This is a genomic window from Variovorax sp. 01N429 (genome assembly GCF_056399425.1).
The window spans coordinates 25,483-44,194 of sequence record NZ_JBFTRG010000028.1; the positions used below are offsets into that span (position 1 = coordinate 25,483).

Annotated in this window: 17 protein-coding genes; 7 read left to right on the forward strand and 10 right to left on the reverse strand. The window is 65.0% G+C overall.

Annotated elements, in window-relative coordinates:
* Positions 1-3: 3 nt before the first annotated feature.
* On the reverse strand, positions 4-771 hold the full coding sequence (locus tag AC1DSF_RS29070; protein ID WP_478126294.1) for a glucose 1-dehydrogenase: 768 nt from the start codon (positions 769-771) through the stop codon (positions 4-6).
* Positions 772-925: 154 nt separating this feature from the next.
* On the opposite strand from AC1DSF_RS29070, the gene AC1DSF_RS29075 reads away from it, so the two are divergent.
* On the forward strand, positions 926-3,667 hold the full coding sequence (locus AC1DSF_RS29075; protein WP_478183956.1) for an MGH1-like glycoside hydrolase domain-containing protein: 2,742 nt from the start codon (positions 926-928) through the stop codon (positions 3,665-3,667).
* On the opposite strand, the gene AC1DSF_RS29080 is transcribed toward AC1DSF_RS29075, so the two are convergent.
* The 3 genes from AC1DSF_RS29080 to AC1DSF_RS29090 all read right to left on the reverse strand — a co-directional run bounded on the left by AC1DSF_RS29080 (position 3,664) and on the right by AC1DSF_RS29090 (position 5,386).
* A complete protein-coding gene (locus AC1DSF_RS29080; RefSeq protein WP_478126296.1) occupies positions 3,664-4,374 on the reverse strand; it encodes a YebC/PmpR family DNA-binding transcriptional regulator in 711 nt (236 codons plus the stop codon). The genes AC1DSF_RS29075 and AC1DSF_RS29080 overlap by 4 nt on opposite strands.
* 108 nt (positions 4,375-4,482) lie before the next feature.
* Entirely contained in the window at positions 4,483-4,821 is a 339-nt protein-coding gene (locus tag AC1DSF_RS29085; RefSeq protein ID WP_478183957.1) for a hypothetical protein, read from the reverse strand.
* Positions 4,822-4,990: 169 nt separating this feature from the next.
* Positions 4,991-5,386, reverse strand: a complete 396-nt coding sequence (locus AC1DSF_RS29090; RefSeq protein WP_478126298.1) for a hypothetical protein — start codon at positions 5,384-5,386, stop codon at positions 4,991-4,993.
* A 227-nt stretch (positions 5,387-5,613) separates the two neighbouring features.
* Between AC1DSF_RS29090 and rpoN the strand changes: the two genes are divergently transcribed.
* The 3 genes from rpoN to AC1DSF_RS29105 all read left to right on the forward strand — a co-directional run bounded on the left by rpoN (position 5,614) and on the right by AC1DSF_RS29105 (position 9,941).
* Positions 5,614-7,026, forward strand: a complete 1,413-nt coding sequence (gene rpoN / locus AC1DSF_RS29095) for an RNA polymerase factor sigma-54 (protein ID WP_478126299.1) — start codon at positions 5,614-5,616, stop codon at positions 7,024-7,026.
* A 106-nt stretch (positions 7,027-7,132) separates the two neighbouring features.
* Positions 7,133-8,959: a glycoside hydrolase family 2 TIM barrel-domain containing protein gene (locus AC1DSF_RS29100; protein ID WP_478126300.1), complete on the forward strand. Its 1,827-nt coding sequence runs from the start codon at positions 7,133-7,135 to the stop codon at positions 8,957-8,959.
* A gap of 112 nt (positions 8,960-9,071) precedes the next feature.
* Positions 9,072-9,941: a hypothetical protein gene (locus AC1DSF_RS29105; protein WP_478183958.1), complete on the forward strand. Its 870-nt coding sequence runs from the start codon at positions 9,072-9,074 to the stop codon at positions 9,939-9,941.
* Between the two features lie 8 nt (positions 9,942-9,949).
* On the opposite strand, the gene AC1DSF_RS29110 is transcribed toward AC1DSF_RS29105, so the two are convergent.
* The 5 genes from AC1DSF_RS29110 to AC1DSF_RS29130 all read right to left on the reverse strand — a co-directional run bounded on the left by AC1DSF_RS29110 (position 9,950) and on the right by AC1DSF_RS29130 (position 14,656).
* Positions 9,950-10,651 carry an HAD family hydrolase gene (locus tag AC1DSF_RS29110; RefSeq protein WP_478126302.1) on the reverse strand — a complete coding sequence of 234 codons (702 nt, stop codon included), beginning with the start codon at positions 10,649-10,651 and terminating at the stop codon, positions 9,950-9,952.
* Position 10,652: 1 nt separating this feature from the next.
* On the reverse strand, positions 10,653-12,197 hold the full coding sequence (locus tag AC1DSF_RS29115; protein ID WP_478126303.1) for a mannitol dehydrogenase family protein: 1,545 nt from the start codon (positions 12,195-12,197) through the stop codon (positions 10,653-10,655).
* A gap of 11 nt (positions 12,198-12,208) precedes the next feature.
* Entirely contained in the window at positions 12,209-13,072 is an 864-nt protein-coding gene (locus AC1DSF_RS29120) for a hypothetical protein (protein WP_478183959.1), read from the reverse strand.
* Positions 13,073-13,109: 37 nt separating this feature from the next.
* The gene (gene glf, locus AC1DSF_RS29125; RefSeq protein WP_478126305.1) at positions 13,110-14,267 is read right to left on the reverse strand and encodes a UDP-galactopyranose mutase; all 1,158 of its coding nucleotides are present in this window, start codon (positions 14,265-14,267) and stop codon (positions 13,110-13,112) included.
* Positions 14,268-14,359: 92 nt separating this feature from the next.
* Positions 14,360-14,656, reverse strand: a complete 297-nt coding sequence (locus AC1DSF_RS29130) for a hypothetical protein (RefSeq protein WP_478126306.1) — start codon at positions 14,654-14,656, stop codon at positions 14,360-14,362.
* 198 nt (positions 14,657-14,854) lie between these two features.
* On the opposite strand from AC1DSF_RS29130, the gene AC1DSF_RS29135 reads away from it, so the two are divergent.
* Both AC1DSF_RS29135 and AC1DSF_RS29140 read left to right on the forward strand, forming a co-directional pair.
* Positions 14,855-15,808 carry a hypothetical protein gene (locus AC1DSF_RS29135; protein WP_478126307.1) on the forward strand — a complete coding sequence of 318 codons (954 nt, stop codon included), beginning with the start codon at positions 14,855-14,857 and terminating at the stop codon, positions 15,806-15,808.
* Between the two features lie 149 nt (positions 15,809-15,957).
* On the forward strand, positions 15,958-16,191 hold the full coding sequence (locus AC1DSF_RS29140) for a hypothetical protein (protein WP_478126308.1): 234 nt from the start codon (positions 15,958-15,960) through the stop codon (positions 16,189-16,191).
* Between the two features lie 2 nt (positions 16,192-16,193).
* On the opposite strand, the gene AC1DSF_RS29145 is transcribed toward AC1DSF_RS29140, so the two are convergent.
* Positions 16,194-18,281, reverse strand: coding sequence for an AsmA family protein (locus AC1DSF_RS29145; protein ID WP_478126309.1), 2,088 nt, complete (start codon positions 18,279-18,281; stop codon positions 16,194-16,196).
* Positions 18,282-18,404: 123 nt separating this feature from the next.
* Between AC1DSF_RS29145 and AC1DSF_RS29150 the strand changes: the two genes are divergently transcribed.
* Positions 18,405-18,712, forward strand: a 308-nt coding sequence (locus tag AC1DSF_RS29150; RefSeq protein WP_478183960.1) for an SDR family NAD(P)-dependent oxidoreductase, incomplete at its 3' end; no start/stop codon positions are given.

The window sequence follows — 18,712 nt, forward strand, 5'->3', positions numbered from 1 at the left end:
CGGCTACAGCCCGGGGCTGCTCTGCATGATGCCGCCGTCCGCGAATATCGTGGTGGCGGTCACGTAGCTGGCACCGTCGCCTGCGAGGAACACCACGACGTTGGCGATTTCTTCGGGCTGGGCCATGCGGCCGAGCGGAATGGCCTTGTTGAGCACCGCCAGCAAGGTGGGGTTCTGCATGGTCGAGAGATTGATCGGCGTGGCCACTGCGCCGGGGCCGACGCCGACGACGCCGATGCCGTGCGGCGCCAGTTCGACACCGGCGGTTCGGGTGAGCATGCGCATGCCGCCCTTCGACAGGCAATAGGCGGTGTTGCCGGGCATCGGCCAATCCTCGTGCACCGAGGTGATGTTGATGATCCGCCCGCCGCCGCCCTGCTTGATCATCTGCCTGGCCGCCAACTGGGTGCCGAAGAAGGCACTCTTGAGATTGATGTCCAGCACCTTCTCGTATTGGGCCTCGGTCGTGTCGAGCACCGACGTGCGGGTCTCGACGCCGGCGTTGTTGACCATGATGTCGATCCTGCCGAATTTCGTGACGGCGGCATCGACGAGCCGCTGCAGGTCGTCGACCTTGCTGACGTCGGCCTCCACCCCGATCGACTGGTCGCCCAGCGCCGTGATCTCCCGCTCCAGTTCGTCGGTCGCCTCCGGATTGGCGACATAGTCGATCACGACGTTGGCACCGGCCTTGGCCAGCCCCAGCGCGATGGCTTTGCCGATTCCGCTGTTTCCACCCGTGACGATGGCGATCTTTCCTTTGAGTGACATGGCGTTCCTCTTTGGCTGGTGATGTGGCTGGTGATGTCGCTGGTCGTGCGACCGTCGGATTTGTACCCCGATTTGCCTCGCAGTGCCTGACTTTGACTGGCGCTTCGGGCGGCAGTAAAAGCAGGCGGGCCCACCGCAGCGGAAAAAAGCCGAATTGACCACACCCACCACACCCACCGCACCTACCCCATCCGCCCCAGCCGAACCCTCGGAAGAAGACAAGCGCCTGGCCGAAGTTCGCGACAAGCAGGTCCCATGGCGCCGCTTCGGGCCCTATGTGAGCGAGAGGCAGTGGGGCACGGTGCGCGAAGACTACAGCGCCAACGGCGATGCATGGGAGAGCTTCACCCATGACCAGGCGCGTTCACGCGCCTACCGTTGGGGCGAAGACGGCATCGCCGGCATCTCCGACGACCAGCAGCGCCTGTGCTTTGCGCTGGCGCTATGGAACGGTGCCGATCCGATCCTCAAAGAGCGGATGTTCGGGCTCACCGGCAAGGAAGGCAATCACGGCGAGGACGTGAAGGAGTACTACTTCTACCTCGACAACCTGCCGAGCCACGCGTACATGAAATACCTGTACAAGTACCCGCAGCAGGCCTTTCCGTATGCCCAGCTCGTCGCTGAGAACGGCCGGCGCGGCCGTCACGACCCCGAATACGAGCTGCTCGACACCGGCATCTTCGACGAGGACCGCTACTTCGACGTCTTCGTCGAATATGCGAAGGCGGGCACGGACGACGTGCTGGTGCGCATCAGCGCGTTCAATCGCGGCGCCGAGCCGGCGCCGCTCGATCTGCTGCCCACGCTGTGGTTTCGCAATGAATGGTCGTGGTCCGGCAGGAAGCCCAAGCCGCGGCTCGCCAAGGACCCTGCGCAGCCTCATGCGATCGCCGCCACGCACGCCAGGCTCGGTACGTACTGGCTCTACCACGAACCCTCCGATGACCTGCTCTTTACCGACAACGAAAGCAACGCCGCCCGGCTCTGGGGCAGTCCGGCGCAGGGATTCGCGAAGGACGCCTTTGGCGACTTCGTGGTGCACGGGCGCCACGATGCGGTCAATCGCGCGAACGTCGGCACCAAGGCCGCGCCGCTCTACCGGCGCACCTTGCAGCCGGGCGAAAGCTGCGTGGTCAAGCTGCGGCTGTCGAACGACGGCCGGCTCTCGGACGCACTCGGCAGTGGGTTCGATGCGGTGTTCGCGCGCCGTACCGAAGAGGCCGATGCCTTCTACCAGCGCATCACGCCCTTCGACCTGCCGCCGGACATGCGCAACGTGCAGCGCCAGGCTTTCGCCGGCATGCTCTGGAGCAAGCAGTACTACCACTTCGTGGTTGCGCACTGGCTGCAAGGCGACAAGCTGCAGTCGCCGCCGCCCGAGGAGCGCAAGCAGGGCCGCGACCACGAATGGACCCACCTTGCCACGGGCGACGTGCTGTCGATGCCCGACAAATGGGAATACCCGTGGTTCGCAGCCTGGGACATGGCCTTTCATTGCGTCGCGTTCGCGATGATCGACGCCGACTTCGCAAAAGACCAGTTGCTGCTGCTCACCCGCGAGTGGTACATGCATCCGAATGGGCAGATCCCCGCCTACGAGTGGTCCTTCGGGGACGTCAATCCGCCGGTGCATGCCTGGGCCGCGATCCGCATCTGCCAGATCGAGCAGAAGATGACCGGCCGGATGGACACGGTCTTTCTCGAACGCATCTTCCGCAAGCTGCTCATCAACTTCACGTGGTGGGTCAATCGCAAGGACCAGGAAGGCAACAACCTGTTCGAGGGCGGCTTTCTCGGGCTGGACAACATCGGCGCGTTCGATCGCACCTCAGGCCTCCCCGGCGGCGGCCATCTGGAGCAGGCCGATGGCACCAGCTGGATGGCGACCTATTGCCTCAACATGCTCAACATCGCGCTGGTGCTGGCCTTCGAGAATCCGACCTACGAAGACGTGGCGACCAAGTTCTTCGAGCACTTCGTCTACATCGGCGACGCGATGAACCACATCGGCACGGAGACGCGTGGCCTGTGGGACGAGGAGCGCGGTTACTACTTCGACGTGCTGCTGCTGTCCGACGGGCGCCGCTTTCCCGTCAATGCCTATACCGTCGCGGGCCTCGTGCCGCTGTTCGCGATCGCTGTCGGCGAAAAAGACATGCTCGACAGCTTCCGCGACTACGAACAACGCTATCAGTGGTTTGCGGATAACCGGCCCGAACTGCTGCGCAACCTGGCCGACATGACCCATATCGGCGTTCACGAACGCATGCGACTGGCTCTCGTCGATTCGCACAAGCTCGCGCGCCTGCTGGAGATCGTGCTCGACGAAGCGCACCTTCTGAGTCCGCACGGAATTCGCTCCGTCTCAAAGACGCATGCGCAGAACCCTTGCGTAATGAATATCGAGGGCCAGACCTTCACGCTCGACTACGAACCGGCGGAGTCGACCAGCGGCATGTTCGGCGGCAACTCGAACTGGCGCGGCCCGGTGTGGTTTCCGCTGAACTTCCTGCTGATCGAGGCGCTGCAGAAGCACCACTATTTCCTCGGCGACGATTTCAAGGTGCCCGAGCCCGCGCGCACCGGCCATTCGATGACTCTCTGGCAGGTGACCACCGACCTGTCGCAGCGGCTGGTCAATATCTTCCTGCGCGACGGGAACGGCAAGCGCCCTTCGAATGGCCGATACGAGAAGTTCAACAGCGATCCGCATTGGCGGGACCTGGTGCTCTTCTATGAGTACTTCGACGGCGAGAGTGGCGCCGGCCTCGGCGCCAGCCACCAGACCGGCTGGACCGGGCTGGTCGCCAAGCTGATCCGGCAGCATGGCGAGTACGCGCTGAAAGACGCAGGCGGACAGGTACCGGTGCCGCCGCACTTCACGCGCAGTTAACCCGCCAGCCCCACGAACACGTTCTGTACGTCGTCGTTCGCATCGATGGCGGCCAGGAAGCTCTCGACTTCTTCCAGCGCCTCGGCGCTCAGGCTGGCCGGATCGATCGGGTTTTTGGCCTTGTAGCCGAGCTTGGCCGACAGCACGGAAAAGCCCTGCGCCGGCAGCGCGCGGCTGACGAGGTCGAGATCGACGGGATCGGTCAGGAACACCGCAACGCCTTCTTCGCCCTGCTCGAAGTCCTGTGCGCCAGCCTCGATGGCGGCGAGTTCGGGGTCGGCGTCGGGTTGCTGGGGTTCGGCCTCGATCATGCCGAGGTGATCGAAATCCCAGGCCACTGAACCGGAGGCGCCCAACTGGCCCTTGCGGAACAGCACGCGCATCTCAGGCGCCGTTCGGTTCACGTTGTCGGTCAGGCATTCGACCATTACCGGAACGCGGTGCGGCGCGAAGCCTTCATAGATCACATGATCGAAATGCACGGATTCGCCGGTCAGGCCGGCGCCTTTCTTGATCGCGCGCTCCAGCGTGTCCTTGGGCATGGACACCTTGCGAGCCTGCTCGACCACCAGCCGCAGGCGCGCATTCGATGCCGGATCGGCCCCGCTGCGCGCTGCAATCATGATTTCCTTGGCCAGCTTGCCGAACAAGCGCCCCTTGGCGTTCGCCGCCAGATCCTTGTGCTTGGCTTTCCATTGCGCGCCCATGTGTGATGTTCCTTGAAGTCGACTTGCTGCGGGTCAAGGATTCTGCCGCAGGCGAAGCATGGGCTGCCGGGCGGCTCCCGGGCGCCATAAGGCGTCGGGCGTGGCGCCTTAATACAGGCGCTTGCGGCGCGTCGCCGCATACACCACGGCCGCTCCGACGGCCGCAGCCGCGTAGACCCAGGTCAGCGGGTTCTTCAATGATCGCGACTCGCCGCCCGGCTTGCCCGGTGCGTTCGCGTCCGGCGACGTCACTGGCGCAACCGGCGCGTGCTTTACCTTGCTTACATTCACCGACACCGGGTCGCTGGCAGGAAAGGACTCCTCGATGCCGTGGTCGAGTGCCGACTCGGTCGGCGCCTGCTCCACGGGCCGCTCAGCCATCTCGGGCAGCTTGTCGTGATGCTCGGCAGTGGGAAAGGGAAAAACTTGAGCTTTGTCGCTGTCCATGAATTCTCCAGGCGGGTGGAACCGAAACACGTCAAGGACGTGGACTGCCAGCATGACTGCCCCGGCCGCTCTTGCGGCGCACGAAGGTCAGCCCTTTTGTCGTAAGCGCAAACCGACGCCGCGGCCCCAGGAAGCCGGTAAGGTTTGCGGCAAAAAGAGCTTCATCAAGTTACTTTGCAGCCAAACGGTGTCGGCCGGTCGCAACACTCCTGTCGATTTGCGCCAGTGCGGGCTCGCGCGCCTCCATGGGTTCGCGTTCGCTCTCAACCCTGGGTTTGTGAACAGGGAACCCCCTCACCGCTGCTGCGAACTCCCAGGCCCGCCGCTGATCTCCATCAAGCGTCTCAGGCGGCTGCGACATTTCCGCCTTCTGATTGGTGGCGATGACTTCGAAGTCGCCTTCGGTGACGGGCCCTGAGCCTTTTGCGCGGCACGTGAGCGCCAGGTCGAGCGAGAAAGCCCAGCTCGACGGAACAAGGCGGTCCTTGCGGAGCATTCGCGCGGCAAGCTTGGCCGACTTCGGACTCAGCATCTGAATTCGCTCGTAGCATTCTGTCCATTTCATGGCGCTCTTCCGGGGTGATCGTCCATGTCGTTCGAGCAATAGCCGTGCCCGCGAAGCACCCCCTGCTCGCTCCGTCTCCCGCAAGATTTGCCGCATGGATTGCGAGGGGTGGCCGCCAACTTGCAGGCCGCTTCAGGCGCATGAAGGCTTGCGCCTCTGGAGCGCCGGCAACAGGCGATTGGCATGATCGTTGCGCATCGGTCGCTCGACGTTCAATGTAGAAGGCGATGACGGAAATACACCTCCAGGCGCGCTTGGCGCAAAGCATGGTCTTTTCTCCCAGGCTCCAGCATGCGGTGCGCCTGCTGCAGATGTCCTCGATGGACTATGCGGACACTCTGCAGGAGGTTGCGCAAGGCAACCCCTTCCTCGACCTGGAATACATGCCCGGAAGCCTTCCGGAAAACCCGCAGTCAACTCCTGCCGCCGCTCGCTTCGAATCGGAGTCGGACTGGGCCGCCGGACTCGACCGGATGTGGGGGCACGACCCCCGGCAGCGCCTCTCGCACGAGGACAGCGCGGACCACCTGCAGAACCTGCCCGTCCCCGCCGGATTGCGCGAGCATTTGCACGCGCAGGTGGGGGTGCTGCGGCTCGACGCGCGCGAGCGCTACTTCGCCGACGCGGTGGTGGAAGCGCTGGACGACGACGGCTACCTGCGCATCTCGCTGGACGAGCTCGGCACGGCCCTGGGGGAAGCCGGGACGGATGCGCAATGCGAGTTGCGGGTCGCGTTGCGCCGCGTGCAGGCTTTCGACCCGGTGGGCGTCGGCGCCCGTTCGCTCGGCGAATGCCTGCGGCTTCAGCTCGACGCGCTGCCGCATTCGCCGACGCGCGCCATGGCCCGCGCCATCGCCGATGCGCATCTCGAGCTGTTGGCCGCTCACAAGCTGGACAAGCTTGCCAAGCTGCTGAATGCGTCAAAGGCCGAAGTGCAGCGCGCCGCCGCCTGCATACGGTCGCTGGATGCGCGCCCGGGTTGGCGCTACGCGGATGGCATCGCGCGCGTCGTGGTTCCCGACGTGGTCGTCTCCAAGGTGCGAGGCGCGTGGCGGACGTCGCTGAACGAAAGCGCGATTCCACGGGTGCGCATGCATCAGGCCTACGCCGCCCTTTTCGAAAAGCACAGGACCGAAGGCGACTCGGCCATGAAGGCTTGCCTGGACCAGGCGCGATGGACTGTGCGCAACGCGGCGCAGCGCGTTTCGACGATCCTCGACATCGCCACGGCCATCGTCGGCCGTCAGAAGCTCTTCCTGGACCATGGACCGCTCGCGCTGAAACCGCTGGGCCTGCGAGCGATCGCCGATGAGGTCGGCGTGCATTCGTCGACGGTGTCGCGGGCCGTCCACCACAAGTACATGACGACGCCGCACGGCGTGTTCGAGCTGCATCATTTCTTTTCGCGCGGCATGCCGCACGAAGCCGGTGGCGAGACGGCGCCGGCGGCCCTTCAGATCCTTATCGGTGAGCTGATCGAAGGCGAACAGAAAGACGCTCCGCTGAGCGACCCTGCGCTGGCGCAGGCGCTCGCGACCCAGGGGTTTCGCATCGCCAGGCGCACGGTGGCCAAGTACCGGCAGGCCCTGAACATCGCGCCGCTCGAACAGCGGCGCAGGGGCGCGCAGCCGCGGCCTTAGATGCGGCATATGCGGCATGCTCCGACACGCTCCGGTCGGGCGAGCCCCTAACCTGTCCGGCCGGCCGCGCCCCGCCCGGGCCGGGGGAATGCACAAGGAGCACGACTTGGACTCTGCCTTGAACCCTGCCTATCCGCGCCCTCAACTTCGACGAGATGACTGGATGTCGCTCAATGGCGTGTGGCGTTTCTGCTTCGACGACGAACGCGCCTTTCTCAGCCCGGACGACATCTCCGCGTGGCCTCGTGAGATACGCGTTCCGTTTCCGCCTGAATCAGAAGCGAGCGGAATTGGCGACCGCGGCTTCCACTACGTCTGCTGGTACCAGCGCGACGTCGAACTTCCGCCCGACGGTGGCCGGGTCATCCTGCGCTTCGGCGCGGTCGACTATGCCGCGCGCGTCTGGGTCAATGGCCGGCTCGCTGTCACGCACGACGGCGGCCATACGCCGTTTTCCGCGGACATCACCCATCTGCTCGACCCTGCGGGTCGGCAGGTTGTCACGGTGCGGGCCGAGGACGATCCGTGCGATCTCACCAAGCCGCGCGGCAAGCAGGACTGGCAAGCCGAACCGCACGGGATCTGGTATCCGCGCACGACAGGCATCTGGCAGACCGTGTGGCTGGAACGCGTCGGCAGGACCTACATCGACAAGATCCGCTGGACGCCGAAGGTGGAGGGCTACGCGCTCTATTTCGAAGCTCGCATCGCCGGAGACATCTCGGACGATCTGGCGATCGAGATCGAATTGCGGCATGCCGACAAGCTGCTCGCGCGTGACCGCTACCAGGTGATCGAAGGCGAGGTCGACCGCTCCATCGTGCTGTCGGACCCAGGCATCGACGACTTCCGCAACGAGATGCTCTGGACCCCCGAGCGTCCGACGCTGCTGGATGCCAAGCTGCGTCTGCTGCGCAACGGAAGAGTGATCGACACGATCGATTCATACACCGCGCTTCGCTCCGTTCACATCCTGCGCGACCGCTTCATGCTCAACGGCCGGCCCTACCTGCTGCGCCTCGTGCTGGACCAGGGCTACTGGCCGGACACGCTGCTGGCTCCGCCCGATGACGACGCGCTTCGCCGCGACGTCGAACTCGCGAAGGCAATGGGCTTCAACGGAGTGCGCAAGCACCAGAAGATCGAGGACCCCCGCTATCTGTACTGGGCCGACAGGCTGGGCCTGCTGGTGTGGGAAGAGATGCCTTCCGCCTATCGTTTCACGCGCGGCGCGATCAAGCGAACCGTGCGCGAATGGACAGAGGCCATCGACCGCGACTACAGCCATCCGTGCATCATCGTCTGGGTGCCGTTCAACGAGTCGTGGGGCGTGCCCGAGTTGCCGTCGGTCGGGGCGCACCGGCATGCGGTGCAGGCGCTGTTCCATCTGACCAAGACGCTCGACGGGAGCCGGCCGGTGATTGGGAACGACGGTTGGGAGTCGAGCGCGACGGACATCATCGGCGTGCACGACTACGACGCCGACACCGAAAACCTGCGCAAGCGCTACGGCGGCGCCGAAACCGCGCGGCAGGCACTGCTGGAGCATCGCTGGCCGGCCGGCCGCGTGCTGACGCTGGACGATCATCCGCATGAAGGCCAGCCCATCATGCTGACCGAATTCGGCGGCATCGCCTTTCATGCGAAGCAGGCCGAGCCCGCGCCGCTGGCATTGCCCGTGGGGCACGACACCAAGAAGGTCTGGGGCTACGCGGTGGCGCATGGCGCGGAGGAGTTCGGCGAGCTGTATGCGCGGCTGCTGGAAACCATCGTCCACGCGGCGATCTTCAGTGGCTTTTGCTACACCCAGTTCGCCGACACGTTCCAGGAGGCCAACGGTCTGCTGAATGCGGACCGCACGCCCAAGATTCCGCTGGAGCGGATCAAGGCCGCGACCAGCCTGTCGCGCTCATGGATCCCAGGCACCGTGTAGACCGGCGGGCACGCCGCTTGCCCTGAAGTGCGGATCGACCTCCACTTCACTCACATCCATGCGCGACTATCTTGTTTTCGTCCGAGCGGGAAGGAATTCCCTGCACCCCGAAATGCTTGCGAACGACCCCGACCGGAATTGGGACTGCTGCATCAACGGGTGGGAAGCGCCTCCCGGCAGCAAGGCCGAGGATTTCGGGGCCGAACTGTTCCAGCCCGGTGCTCTCAACAAGTTCGAAGCCTTCAATGAGATGTTCGGCGGCTCCGTCGCCAACATGCCCTACCGCTACGTGATGATGATCGACGACGACCTTCGCTTTGCGCCTGGCGACGTGTCCCGCTTCTTTCGCATCTGCGAGACCAACCGGCTGTTCCTGAGCCAACCGGCCATTGCGTGGGGGAGCAACGTCAACCACCTGATCAACATCCGCAATCCGGTTTGTGCGGTCCGCCAGGTGAATTTTGTCGAGGTGATGGCGCCATGCTTCTCGCGCGATGCGCTGGAGGTGCTGTTGCCGACCTTTCTGCTCACCCGCTGTACCTGGGGCATCGATTACGCGTGGTCGTCGCTGCTGGACGGGCAGAACCGCATCAGCATCGTCGATGCTGTGCCAATGGACCACACCAAGCCGATGGACCGCGTCGAAGGTCCGTTCTATCGCAGGCTGCGCAGCATGGGCATCGATCCGGATGAAGAACTCGCGGAAGTGCATCGCACGTTTCCGGAGTGGGGCGAAATGCGCACGCTGGAGCATGGCCATCGATACAGCCGCGAGCTGCCGGGGCTCGATGAAGAGGGGCTGGTGGCATGGATGGAGAAGCGCAAGATCGAAGCGCATCTCGCGCGCGGCGGCACCATCGCGCCGCAACGGCCGGTGACCACGGCTGGCGCGGCGGCGCTGGCTGCCTCTGCAATTTCGACGGGATCCGCGACCGGGACCGCAACCGCGACCGCTCCTGCAACCGCCGAGCTTTCGCCCTGAGCGTCAGGTCATCGCGGTGCGGGTCGGGGCTTGAAGTGCAACAGCCTGGCCACTGCATGCAGGTCGGGCAGCACGGCGATGGCCTTCTCACGCATCTCGTCCGTTGGCACCAGGAGGTCGGGAACCATCACGACCGGCATGCGAGCCGCATGCGCCGCTCGCACGCCGTTGTAGGAGTCTTCGAGCGCGAGGCAGTCGCCCGGCGATGTATCGAGCAGTTGGCCGGCTCGCAGGAAGAGGTCAGGGTAGGGCTTGCCGCGCGCCACGTCGTCTCGCGTCACGATGGCATCGAAGCGCTGCACGATGCCTGCGCGTTCGAGGTGGTGATGCGCTTTTTCTCGCGACGACGATGTCGCAACGGCATGCGGCACGCCCGCCTCTTCGAGCAGCGCCAGCAACTCGGACGCGCCCGGCTGGAGCTGCATGCCGCCGCCATCGATGAGCGCGAGCAGGTGGCGTGACGAAGCCGCGAAGAGGTCGTCGGCGGGCGCCCCTTCGCCGTAGTGTTCGAGCAGCAGCCGCCGGCAGCCGTCGGCCGGCACGCCAATCATCAGCGCGCAGACGTCGTCGTGCAGATCGAGCCCGACCTCCTCCCCGGCCAGCCTCAGGGCTCGGCGCGCCAGGTGCTCCGTGTTGAGCAGGAGCCCGTCCATGTCGAACACAACGGCCGACGCAACCAGTCGATCCAGGGTTTCAGGTGCCATGTCCATGTCAGTCATCCAGCGCAAGCATGCCAGAAACGCATGCCGCCACGGCCCCGCGTGCGCCGCGCTGCCGGAGCATGGTGACTGCGTCGATCAGGCTCCGGCGCAGGCCGATGTCTCTCGGCAAATCGTCTCCGAAGATGCTCGGCAGGCCCAGCAGGAGGTCGACGAGCCGGCGGGGATCGTCATGTGCATCGGCAGCACTGCGTTGCAGCGTGGCGCACAGATGGTCCGGTACAAAGATTGGACCGCCGAAATCATCGTGCCCTGCGATGCAGCGCATCCATGCGGCGATTGCCAGCACGGTGCAGGGTGCCGGCCGGCGCGCCCGCCGGTTGTCCCTCAAGGACGCGAGCAGCCGCGCTGGCAGCTTGGACGAACCGTCGCGGGCCACCCGTTCGACCCGATGCGCGATACCGCGGCTGCGCCAGCGCGCGAGCAGTTGCCGCGCATAGGCATCGATGTCATGGTCGCTGGGCGGCAGCGTTGGCTTCTGCTCGTCGAGCATGAAGCGCAGCGCGAAGGCTGCGAAGCCGGGTACGGCCATCGCGTCGGCGATGGTCTCGCAGCCTGCGAGCTGGCCCAGGCTGGCGATGGCCAGATGGCCGCCGTTGAGGAGGCGCAGCTTCGAGGCTTCCCATGGCGTCACGTCCGATACGTACTCCGCGCCGGCGGCATCCCAGCGCGGGCGCGCGCCGTCGAAGCGCTCGATGACCCACTGGTGAAAGGGCTCGGCGCAGATCGGCGCCGCATCGATCAATCCCAGCGCGGCGCTCGCGTCCTTGAGGTCGGTCGCGCTGGTGGCCGGCACGATCCGGTCGACCATGGTCGAGGGGAATTGCACGTGTCCCGCGATCCATGCGGAGAGGCGGTCATCCTCCAGCGCGGCCATGTCGATGCACAGCTGGCGCAAAAGGCGCCCGTTCGAAGGCACGTTGTCGCACGACAGGACCACGGGTGGGGCAGTGCCCGTCCGCCACCGCTGCCGAAGGCCCGCGACGAGTACGCCAATGGCCGTGCGGGGTTGCGGGAGCCGCCAATCCCCCTGCGCCGCTGTGCTCGTGTCGAGCCTGCCGCAGGCGTCCGCGCCATAGCCGCCGACCGTGATGGTGAGTGTCACGACCCTGATCGCAGGATCGGCGAAGGCGCGCTGCAGCGGCAGCGGGTCGCGCGGCGCGTAGACGAGCTCACTCAATGTGCCCACCACGGTGACGCGTGTTCCCTGGCTCCCTCGTTCAAGGACCGTGTAGAGGCCATCCTGCGCAGCGAGCGTATCGACGGTGCCCGGCGTGACCAGGCTGGCCGCGACGATGCCCCAGGCGGGTGGTTCGCTGCCCCGCAGGCGTTTTGCGGGGCCGTATTCCCATTCGACGGCGCGCTGCGTGAGGAAGGCCTGGTGCGCACGATGAAACGATCCGCAGCCCAGGTGCAGGATTCCCGGGCGCAGCTTGCCGGGTCCGAAGTCCGGCCGCCGCACTTCCGGCGGCGCGAGGTCCATGCATGCGCGCGAGAGACGCAACGGCTGCGGACGCGCCAGGTCTGTGCAATGCAAGGAGCTGCTGCTCAGGCTGCCACGCATGATGGCGTCCCCGCGATCGGGTAGCCGCCCCAACCACCTTCAGGCTGCTGTGCCTGCAAGAGCAGTGGCAGCACCGCTGGATTGCTTTGCAGCAAATAACGCCAGCCGTCGGCGAGCATGACCGCGAGTGCATCGGGCTCCAGGCCGAGCGTCTCCCGCTCCGGGCCGACAATCGCGAAGGTCTTGTGGATTTGCGCGCAATCAAAGTCCTCCATGATCCGGTCGGACTCCGCATGCACGCGGCGGCCGAGCTCGGCATCGCGGAACATGCCCACCGGCCGCGTGTGAAGCACCGGCGCCGCGTCGATGATGCCGAGGTTGCGATAACCAAGCAGCTTCGGCCAAAGTGAATCCAGGCCCCATCCCCACCCGGTCGAGCTGAGTTCAAGAGTCGGCAGAAGCCGATCGAGCGCCCATCGGCTGAAGCACGGCATCATGATTTCCACGAAGCCCGTGCGCCGTGCAAAGCAGCGTTTGTTGCGCATGGTGCTGTAGTGCGCGTAGTAGGACGCCTCGTGCAATGCAGGCGCGCAGAGATCGAAGGAGAGCGCCGCTGAGTGCGTGAACATCCTGTCGATCGCGTCTGCCGTCGCAAAGATGTCGTCGTCCGGCAGCCATATGCGCTCGTACTCGCGCCAGCCGGTCCAACCCCCAAGAAGCTCTCGCAGGCCTGTCCACTTGGGTCCGGGGATCACGTCGCCTACGGTGCATTCGAGATCGTCTTGCGGCTGCAGCGCCTGGTAGGGGCAAAGATAGAGATCCCAGTTGCGCTGGCCCGCGGTACCGAGCCAGGATGGATGGAGCGAGTGGCGGCCGACGCGGGCGACCACCAGGTTTTGACGTGCCATAGCCATAGGAAGACCATCGGTAGCGGGACGGCTGCCTTCAGGCCGCCTCCAGGTCGCTTTCCTGCTCCAGGCGCGCGAACAACGCGAGACTTTGGGCTACCACCTGGTCCATGTTGTAGTAGCGGTAAGTGCCGAGCCGGCCCGTGAAGGTCACGCCGCGCGTGCGTTCGGCCAGCTCTTCGTACTTCCTGTAGAGCGCTGCGTTATGCGGCGCGGGGATCGGGTAGTACGGGTCGCCCTCGTCAGTCGGGAACTCGCGTGTGATGCTCGTGCGCGCATGCGTTTGCCCCGTCAGGTGCTTGTATTCAGTGATGCGGGTAAAGGGCACGTCAGGCGCGGGATAGTTCACCACCGCCACCCGTTGCAGCCATGGCTGATCGAGCGTGCTGTGCTCGAAGCGCAACGAGCGGTAGGGAAGCTTGCCGAAGCAAAAGCCGAAGTACTCGTCGATCGGACCCGAATAGATCAGGTGATCGTGCGGGATCACGTCCTTCACGTCAGCATGGTCGGTGTTGGGCAGGAAGGTGATGTTCGGATGGTCGATCATCCGCTCGAACATGCGTGTGTAGCCGTGCGAAGGCATGCACTGGTACTTGTCCTGGAAGTAGCGGTCGTCCGCATCCGTGCGAGTCGGCACGCGTGCGGTCACCGCCTTGTCCAGTTGAGAGGCATCGATGCCCCACTGCTTGCGCGTGTAGCCCTCGAAAAATTTGCGGTAAAGCTCTTCACCCACCTGGCTCACCACGACGTCGCGTGAGCTCACGATGTTCTCGGTCGGTTGCGCGCGCGCCGCCAGGAAGGCTGCCGCGCCGGCGGCATCGAGCTTCAGTCCATACAGCCTGTTGATGGTGGTCAGATTGATAGGGATCGGCACGAGTTGGTCGTCGACCATCGCCAGCACGCGGTGTTCATAAGGCCGCCACTCGGTGAACTGCGACAGATAGTCGAGCACGCGCTGCGAATTGGTGTGAAAGATGTGAGGCCCGTAGCGATGCACGAGCAAGCCGGATTCGTCGAGATGATCGAAGGCGTTGCCTCCGATGTGGTTGCGCCGGTCGACGATGAGCACGCGCCGGTCGAGTTGGCTGGCAAGCCGCTCGGCGAGGACGCAGCCGGCGAAGCCGCCTCCAACGATGAGGTAGTCGAAAGAACGGGAGCCGTCGCGCGCGGAAGCGCTGGTGGTGGGGTGGGCCATGTGGTTTGTGGAGGTTGGGAGTGGGGGTTGGGGTGAATGCACCCACTCTCCTCGGCAAACCGCGTGCCCGCTGCGCTATGAATCCTTCAGTGTCAGTCGAGGCGTTGGCGCTGGGACAGGCCCAAGGTGCGCTTGAGGAAGATCGTCAGCGCAGCACCAGCAGCGGCACTCATCAAGGCCGCGCTCACGGGGCGCTCGGCAATGTAGGCCTTTGTGCGGACCGTGCAAACATCGAGCGCTTGATCGAGCTTTTGCCTGAAGGTCTTCGGCGCCATCGCATCAGGAGTTGGCGCCGGCGTCGTCGCATCCAATGCCGCCACATCGGCATCGGTCAATGGTGGCGCGTTTGGCGCGTCATTCAAGGGTTGTCTGATCAGGTCGATGTCCATTGGGTCTCCATCGAGTCGGGGTGTGCACCCATTCTTCCCTTTGGCATCGGCACCACTGTCGGGTTGCCGGACGGACTCATGTAGGAAGGGACCAGAGTGGACTGTTGAGTCCATTGCCTACTCTACGTGTAGTGACTGGATGACCACGTCGGGTCGCGCCCAAATCCAGAGTGCAGCCTTCACAAATGAGGAGCGCCCATGGCTGAATACAGAGTTGATCCCACCGTGCAGCCGCGTGGCAGCGCTCGCGTCGAGGAGTGGTCCAGCGCCAGTGGCGTTTCCTGGGGTGCCATATTCGCGGGCGCGGCCGGCGCTGCGGCGTTGTCGCTGGTCCTTCTGCTGCTTGGCACCGGCCTTGGCCTGTCCACGGTCAGCCCGTGGGCCAACAAGGGCGCCAGTGCCACGACCATCGGTGTCGCGTCCGTGGTGTGGCTGTCGATCGTTCAGCTTGCCGCATCCGGCATGGGCGGTTATCTGGCGGGCAGGCTGCGCACCAAATGGGCCGGCTTGCACACGGACGAGGTGTACTTCCGCGACACAGCGCATGGCTTCCTGGCCTGGGCTGTTGCGACATTGCTTACCGCAGCGCTCCTTACGTCGGCCGTCGGATCGATCGTTGGTACGGGTGCGCAAGTGGGCGCCACGGCCGCGGGTGGGGCAGCAACCGCCGCAGCTTCTGCAACGGCCGCTGGGGCAGCGGAATCTTCCACCGGCGACTCTTCTTCGAGCTCGAACTCGAGCTCGGGCCCGGTCGGCTACTTCGTCGACTCGTTATTCCGCCGGGACCCGAGCGCCGCCGGTGCGGCGCCCTCCGATAGCTCGGCGGGCAACGCACCGGCGTCCGAGGTCGCCCGCATCTTCGTGAACAGCTTCCGCGCAGGCACGCTGTCGCCCGAAGACACCAAGTACGTCGGGCAGCTCGTCGCGCAGCGCACAGGGCTCAGTCAGCAAGACGCTGAAAGGCGAGTGACCGACACCTACAACAAGGCGCAGGCGACGCTCAACGACGCCAAGACCAAGGCGCAGGAAGCGGCCGACGCGGCGCGCAAAGCTTCTGCATACGCGTCTCTCTGGCTCGTGGTCTCGATGCTGATCGGCGCTTTCGTCGCGAGCTTCGCGGCCATCTACGGCGGCCGGCGCCGTGATCTCTGAGCCGGTGGTCCGCGCGACGCGTTGACAAGACTTCACTCCCTCGTCTCGAATTCAGGAGAACTCCCATGCGCTCACTTCTTCTTTGGTTTCTTGGCGTACCGATCCCGATCATCATCCTCATTGCGTTGTTCGTCCGGTGAGTGACCGGCGTGGACCTGCTGGACCTGGTGCAGTGGCCCGCGTTCGCGGCTTCCGTCGCGGCCGCCTACCTCGTTGCTTCCAGTTCAAGGGGAAGGCGCAATGCGGGCTTCTGGATCTTCCTGCTCAGCAACGTTCTTTGGGTGGCCTGGGGGCTTCACACCGACGCCTGGGCACTCATCGCCTTGCAGGTGTGCCTGGCCATCCTGAACGTCAGGGGCCTGTTCAAGACAGAGCCCAAGTAGCGTCAGCGCTTGCCCTTCGCCTCCAGGTCGGGCTTGGCCTTGGGCTTGGCCTTGGGCGCAATCCCTGGCTTGCCGCCCTCGGCTTGCTGGACCGCACCCGCCGTTCGATTTTCAATGGCGCCGCAGTTCGTGTTTTCGCCCGGGCCCGTCTCGATCAATGGCACCAGCGCCGCCAGCGGATTCACCACTGCCAGCGCCGCCATGGCGCCCGCGCGCGCAACGAGCGGTCCCTTCTCGATCTCGAAGCGAGGCTGCCTGAAGGTGCCATACACGCGCACCGGCGTGCGCAGGGAGAGCAGACCGACTTCCTTCGGCTTCGGTGCAATGGTCATGTCGAAGCGCTCGTGTTCGAGATCGAAGGTGCCGCCGCCGAGCACCTGCGTCTGCTCGGTGTCCACCACGAAGAGCGAAGACTTGCCCTGGCCGTCCTTCACGTCGAACGCCGCGCCACCGCAGTTGATGACGATGTCCTTGTCGCCGCCGGCCAGCAACATGAGCACCTTGCCGCCGTTGAGGCCGCTCGCGGCGTCCAGCAGGTTCGACACCCGGCCGTTGACCACGGTAGCGACGATGCGGCCGTCGGCCTTGGCGGCGGCGTCGGCGATGGAGTTGCCCGTGCCCTTCAGGTGCAAGGTGGCACCGACGCGGCCCGCGCCCTTTGCGATCGTCTTGCTGTCGGGCGCGAGCTGATCGATGCGCACGCGCTGCAGGTCGATGTGGACGTCGGACTTCAACGTGGGCTCGCGCGCGTCCAGCGCGACCTGCGATGCGATGCTGCCGCCCGCAAAGCCGAAGTCGAGCGGGGCCACCTTGAGCATCGAATCGTGCAGGCGAAGCGAAGCCTTGAGGCTCTCCAGGGGCAGGAACTGAGGCACCTCGAGCCTGGTAGCGACGAGGTCGACCTCGGCATCGATCTTCTGCAATCGGCTGCCGTCGAAAGTGCCCGCGGGCAGCACGTGCGTGGGATCGATCTGCTTTTCCTTCGCCTTGGCTGTGGGCCTGTCGCGGGTCTCGGCCTGCGATACGTTCGGCTTGCCACCGCTCTGCTTCGTCTGCACACCAATCAGCGGACCGAGGTCGGCAAGGTTCAGCAGCTTGCTGTGCAGATCGGCTGTCAGCAGCGGGCGCGGCTTCTGATCGACGTAGGCGCCTTTGCCGGTGACGTCGGTCGAGCCGATCCGCCCGGCAAGGTCGTCCATGCTGTACCGGTTGCCCTTGAGAATCAGATGGCCCTGCAGGCGATAGGGCGGAGAGGCCGGCAGCGGCAACAGCAGGAAGGGATACAGATTGGCCAGCGTCTGGCCTTCGATGCGCAATTGGGTGTCGATGGCCGTGATGTTGGCCGCGTCGGCGATCGTGCCTTCGACGGCGAGCTTCGTCGTGCCCGCGTCCAACTGGCCCTTGAGCGGAAACGGCACCCCGGACTCCTGGAAGCTCAGCACATCACCCGTGAGCGCGCGTCCCGAGAACGCCGCGTCGTGGTATTTGCCCTTGAAGTCGTACTGGGTCGTGTAGCGGTTGTTGGACGGTTTGGTATTCGCATTCTTGACCTGCTCTTGCGCGTTCGGATCGAAGGTGCTTCCCTGGATATCGATCGTGAAGGGCTCCCCATGGTCGATGTAGATCAAATGGCCCTGGTCCACCGACAGCGTGCTGATGCGCAACTTGCTGGGTGATGTGTCCGATGGGTCGGACAGAATCCAGTTCTTGCGGTTGTCTGGCAATCGCTCGAAGACAAGGTCGGGACGCGTGAGCGCCACGCGCGGAACCAGGATCTTCTCAGGCAGGTCGCGCAAGGCGACCGAGAACTCCAGGCGCTCTATCTTCGCCATGGCGGGCGCGTCCTTCGACCACGCCGCGTTGCCGAAGTAGACGTCGCGCATGACGATGGTGGGCGTCAGTCCGAGCTTGACGTGAAGATCGGCGCTGTGGAATTCGCGCTCCGTCTTCCTGGAGATATAGCGATCGAGCGAAGGGCGGACCCAGTTCCAGTCGAACACCAGGACGAACGCCACCAGCACCACGAAGAGCGCCGCGATGACGGACCAGACAGGATGGCGCCCCACGAACACCGGCAGGCGAGAAGGCATGGCAAGACTTCGAAACGGCCAGCCCCCAACATCTGCGCTTTGGCGCAGCCCGGCCGTGGGAGCGGGCGGGAAAGACGTGTGGGATGATTCCCGCGCGCAGCCCCTTACATCCCTGGAGGTCCCATGCAATCCGTGCTCGACAACTTCTCCCTGGCTGGTCGAACAGCTCTGCTCACCGGTTCGAGCGCCGGCATCGGATACGCACTCGCGCGAGGCTTGGCAGGGGCGGGCGCCCGCGTGATCCTCAATGCCCGTTCCCCTGACAAGCTGGAGAAGGCCGCAGCGCAATTGCGCGGCGAAGGCGGCACGGTCTTCACCGCGGCTTTCGACGTCAGCGATGGCAATGCCGTGAACGCTGCGGTCGAACGGATCGAAGCCGATATCGGACCGATCGACATCCTGGTCAACAACGCCGGCATGCAGCGCCGCGC

What these genes read in the sequence shown, in the direction of transcription:
- AC1DSF_RS29105 (WP_478183958.1), top strand. Translation starts at nt 9,072, where the DNA reads ATGCTTGCGAACGACCCCGACCGGAATTGGGACTGCTGCATCAACGGG.
- AC1DSF_RS29110 (WP_478126302.1), bottom strand. Translation starts at nt 10,651, where the DNA reads ATGGACATGGCACCTGAAACCCTGGATCGACTGGTTGCGTCGGCCGTT.
- AC1DSF_RS29135 (WP_478126307.1), top strand. Translation starts at nt 14,855, where the DNA reads ATGGCTGAATACAGAGTTGATCCCACCGTGCAGCCGCGTGGCAGCGCT.
- AC1DSF_RS29070 (WP_478126294.1), bottom strand. Translation starts at nt 771, where the DNA reads ATGTCACTCAAAGGAAAGATCGCCATCGTCACGGGTGGAAACAGCGGA.
- AC1DSF_RS29130 (WP_478126306.1), bottom strand. Translation starts at nt 14,656, where the DNA reads ATGGACATCGACCTGATCAGACAACCCTTGAATGACGCGCCAAACGCG.
- AC1DSF_RS29145 (WP_478126309.1), bottom strand. Translation starts at nt 18,281, where the DNA reads ATGCCTTCTCGCCTGCCGGTGTTCGTGGGGCGCCATCCTGTCTGGTCC.
- glf (WP_478126305.1), bottom strand. Translation starts at nt 14,267, where the DNA reads ATGGCCCACCCCACCACCAGCGCTTCCGCGCGCGACGGCTCCCGTTCT.
- AC1DSF_RS29085 (WP_478183957.1), bottom strand. Translation starts at nt 4,821, where the DNA reads ATGGACAGCGACAAAGCTCAAGTTTTTCCCTTTCCCACTGCCGAGCAT.
- AC1DSF_RS29080 (WP_478126296.1), bottom strand. Translation starts at nt 4,374, where the DNA reads ATGGGCGCGCAATGGAAAGCCAAGCACAAGGATCTGGCGGCGAACGCC.
- AC1DSF_RS29120 (WP_478183959.1), bottom strand. Translation starts at nt 13,072, where the DNA reads ATGGCACGTCAAAACCTGGTGGTCGCCCGCGTCGGCCGCCACTCGCTC.
- rpoN (WP_478126299.1), top strand. Translation starts at nt 5,614, where the DNA reads ATGACGGAAATACACCTCCAGGCGCGCTTGGCGCAAAGCATGGTCTTT.
- AC1DSF_RS29090 (WP_478126298.1), bottom strand. Translation starts at nt 5,386, where the DNA reads ATGAAATGGACAGAATGCTACGAGCGAATTCAGATGCTGAGTCCGAAG.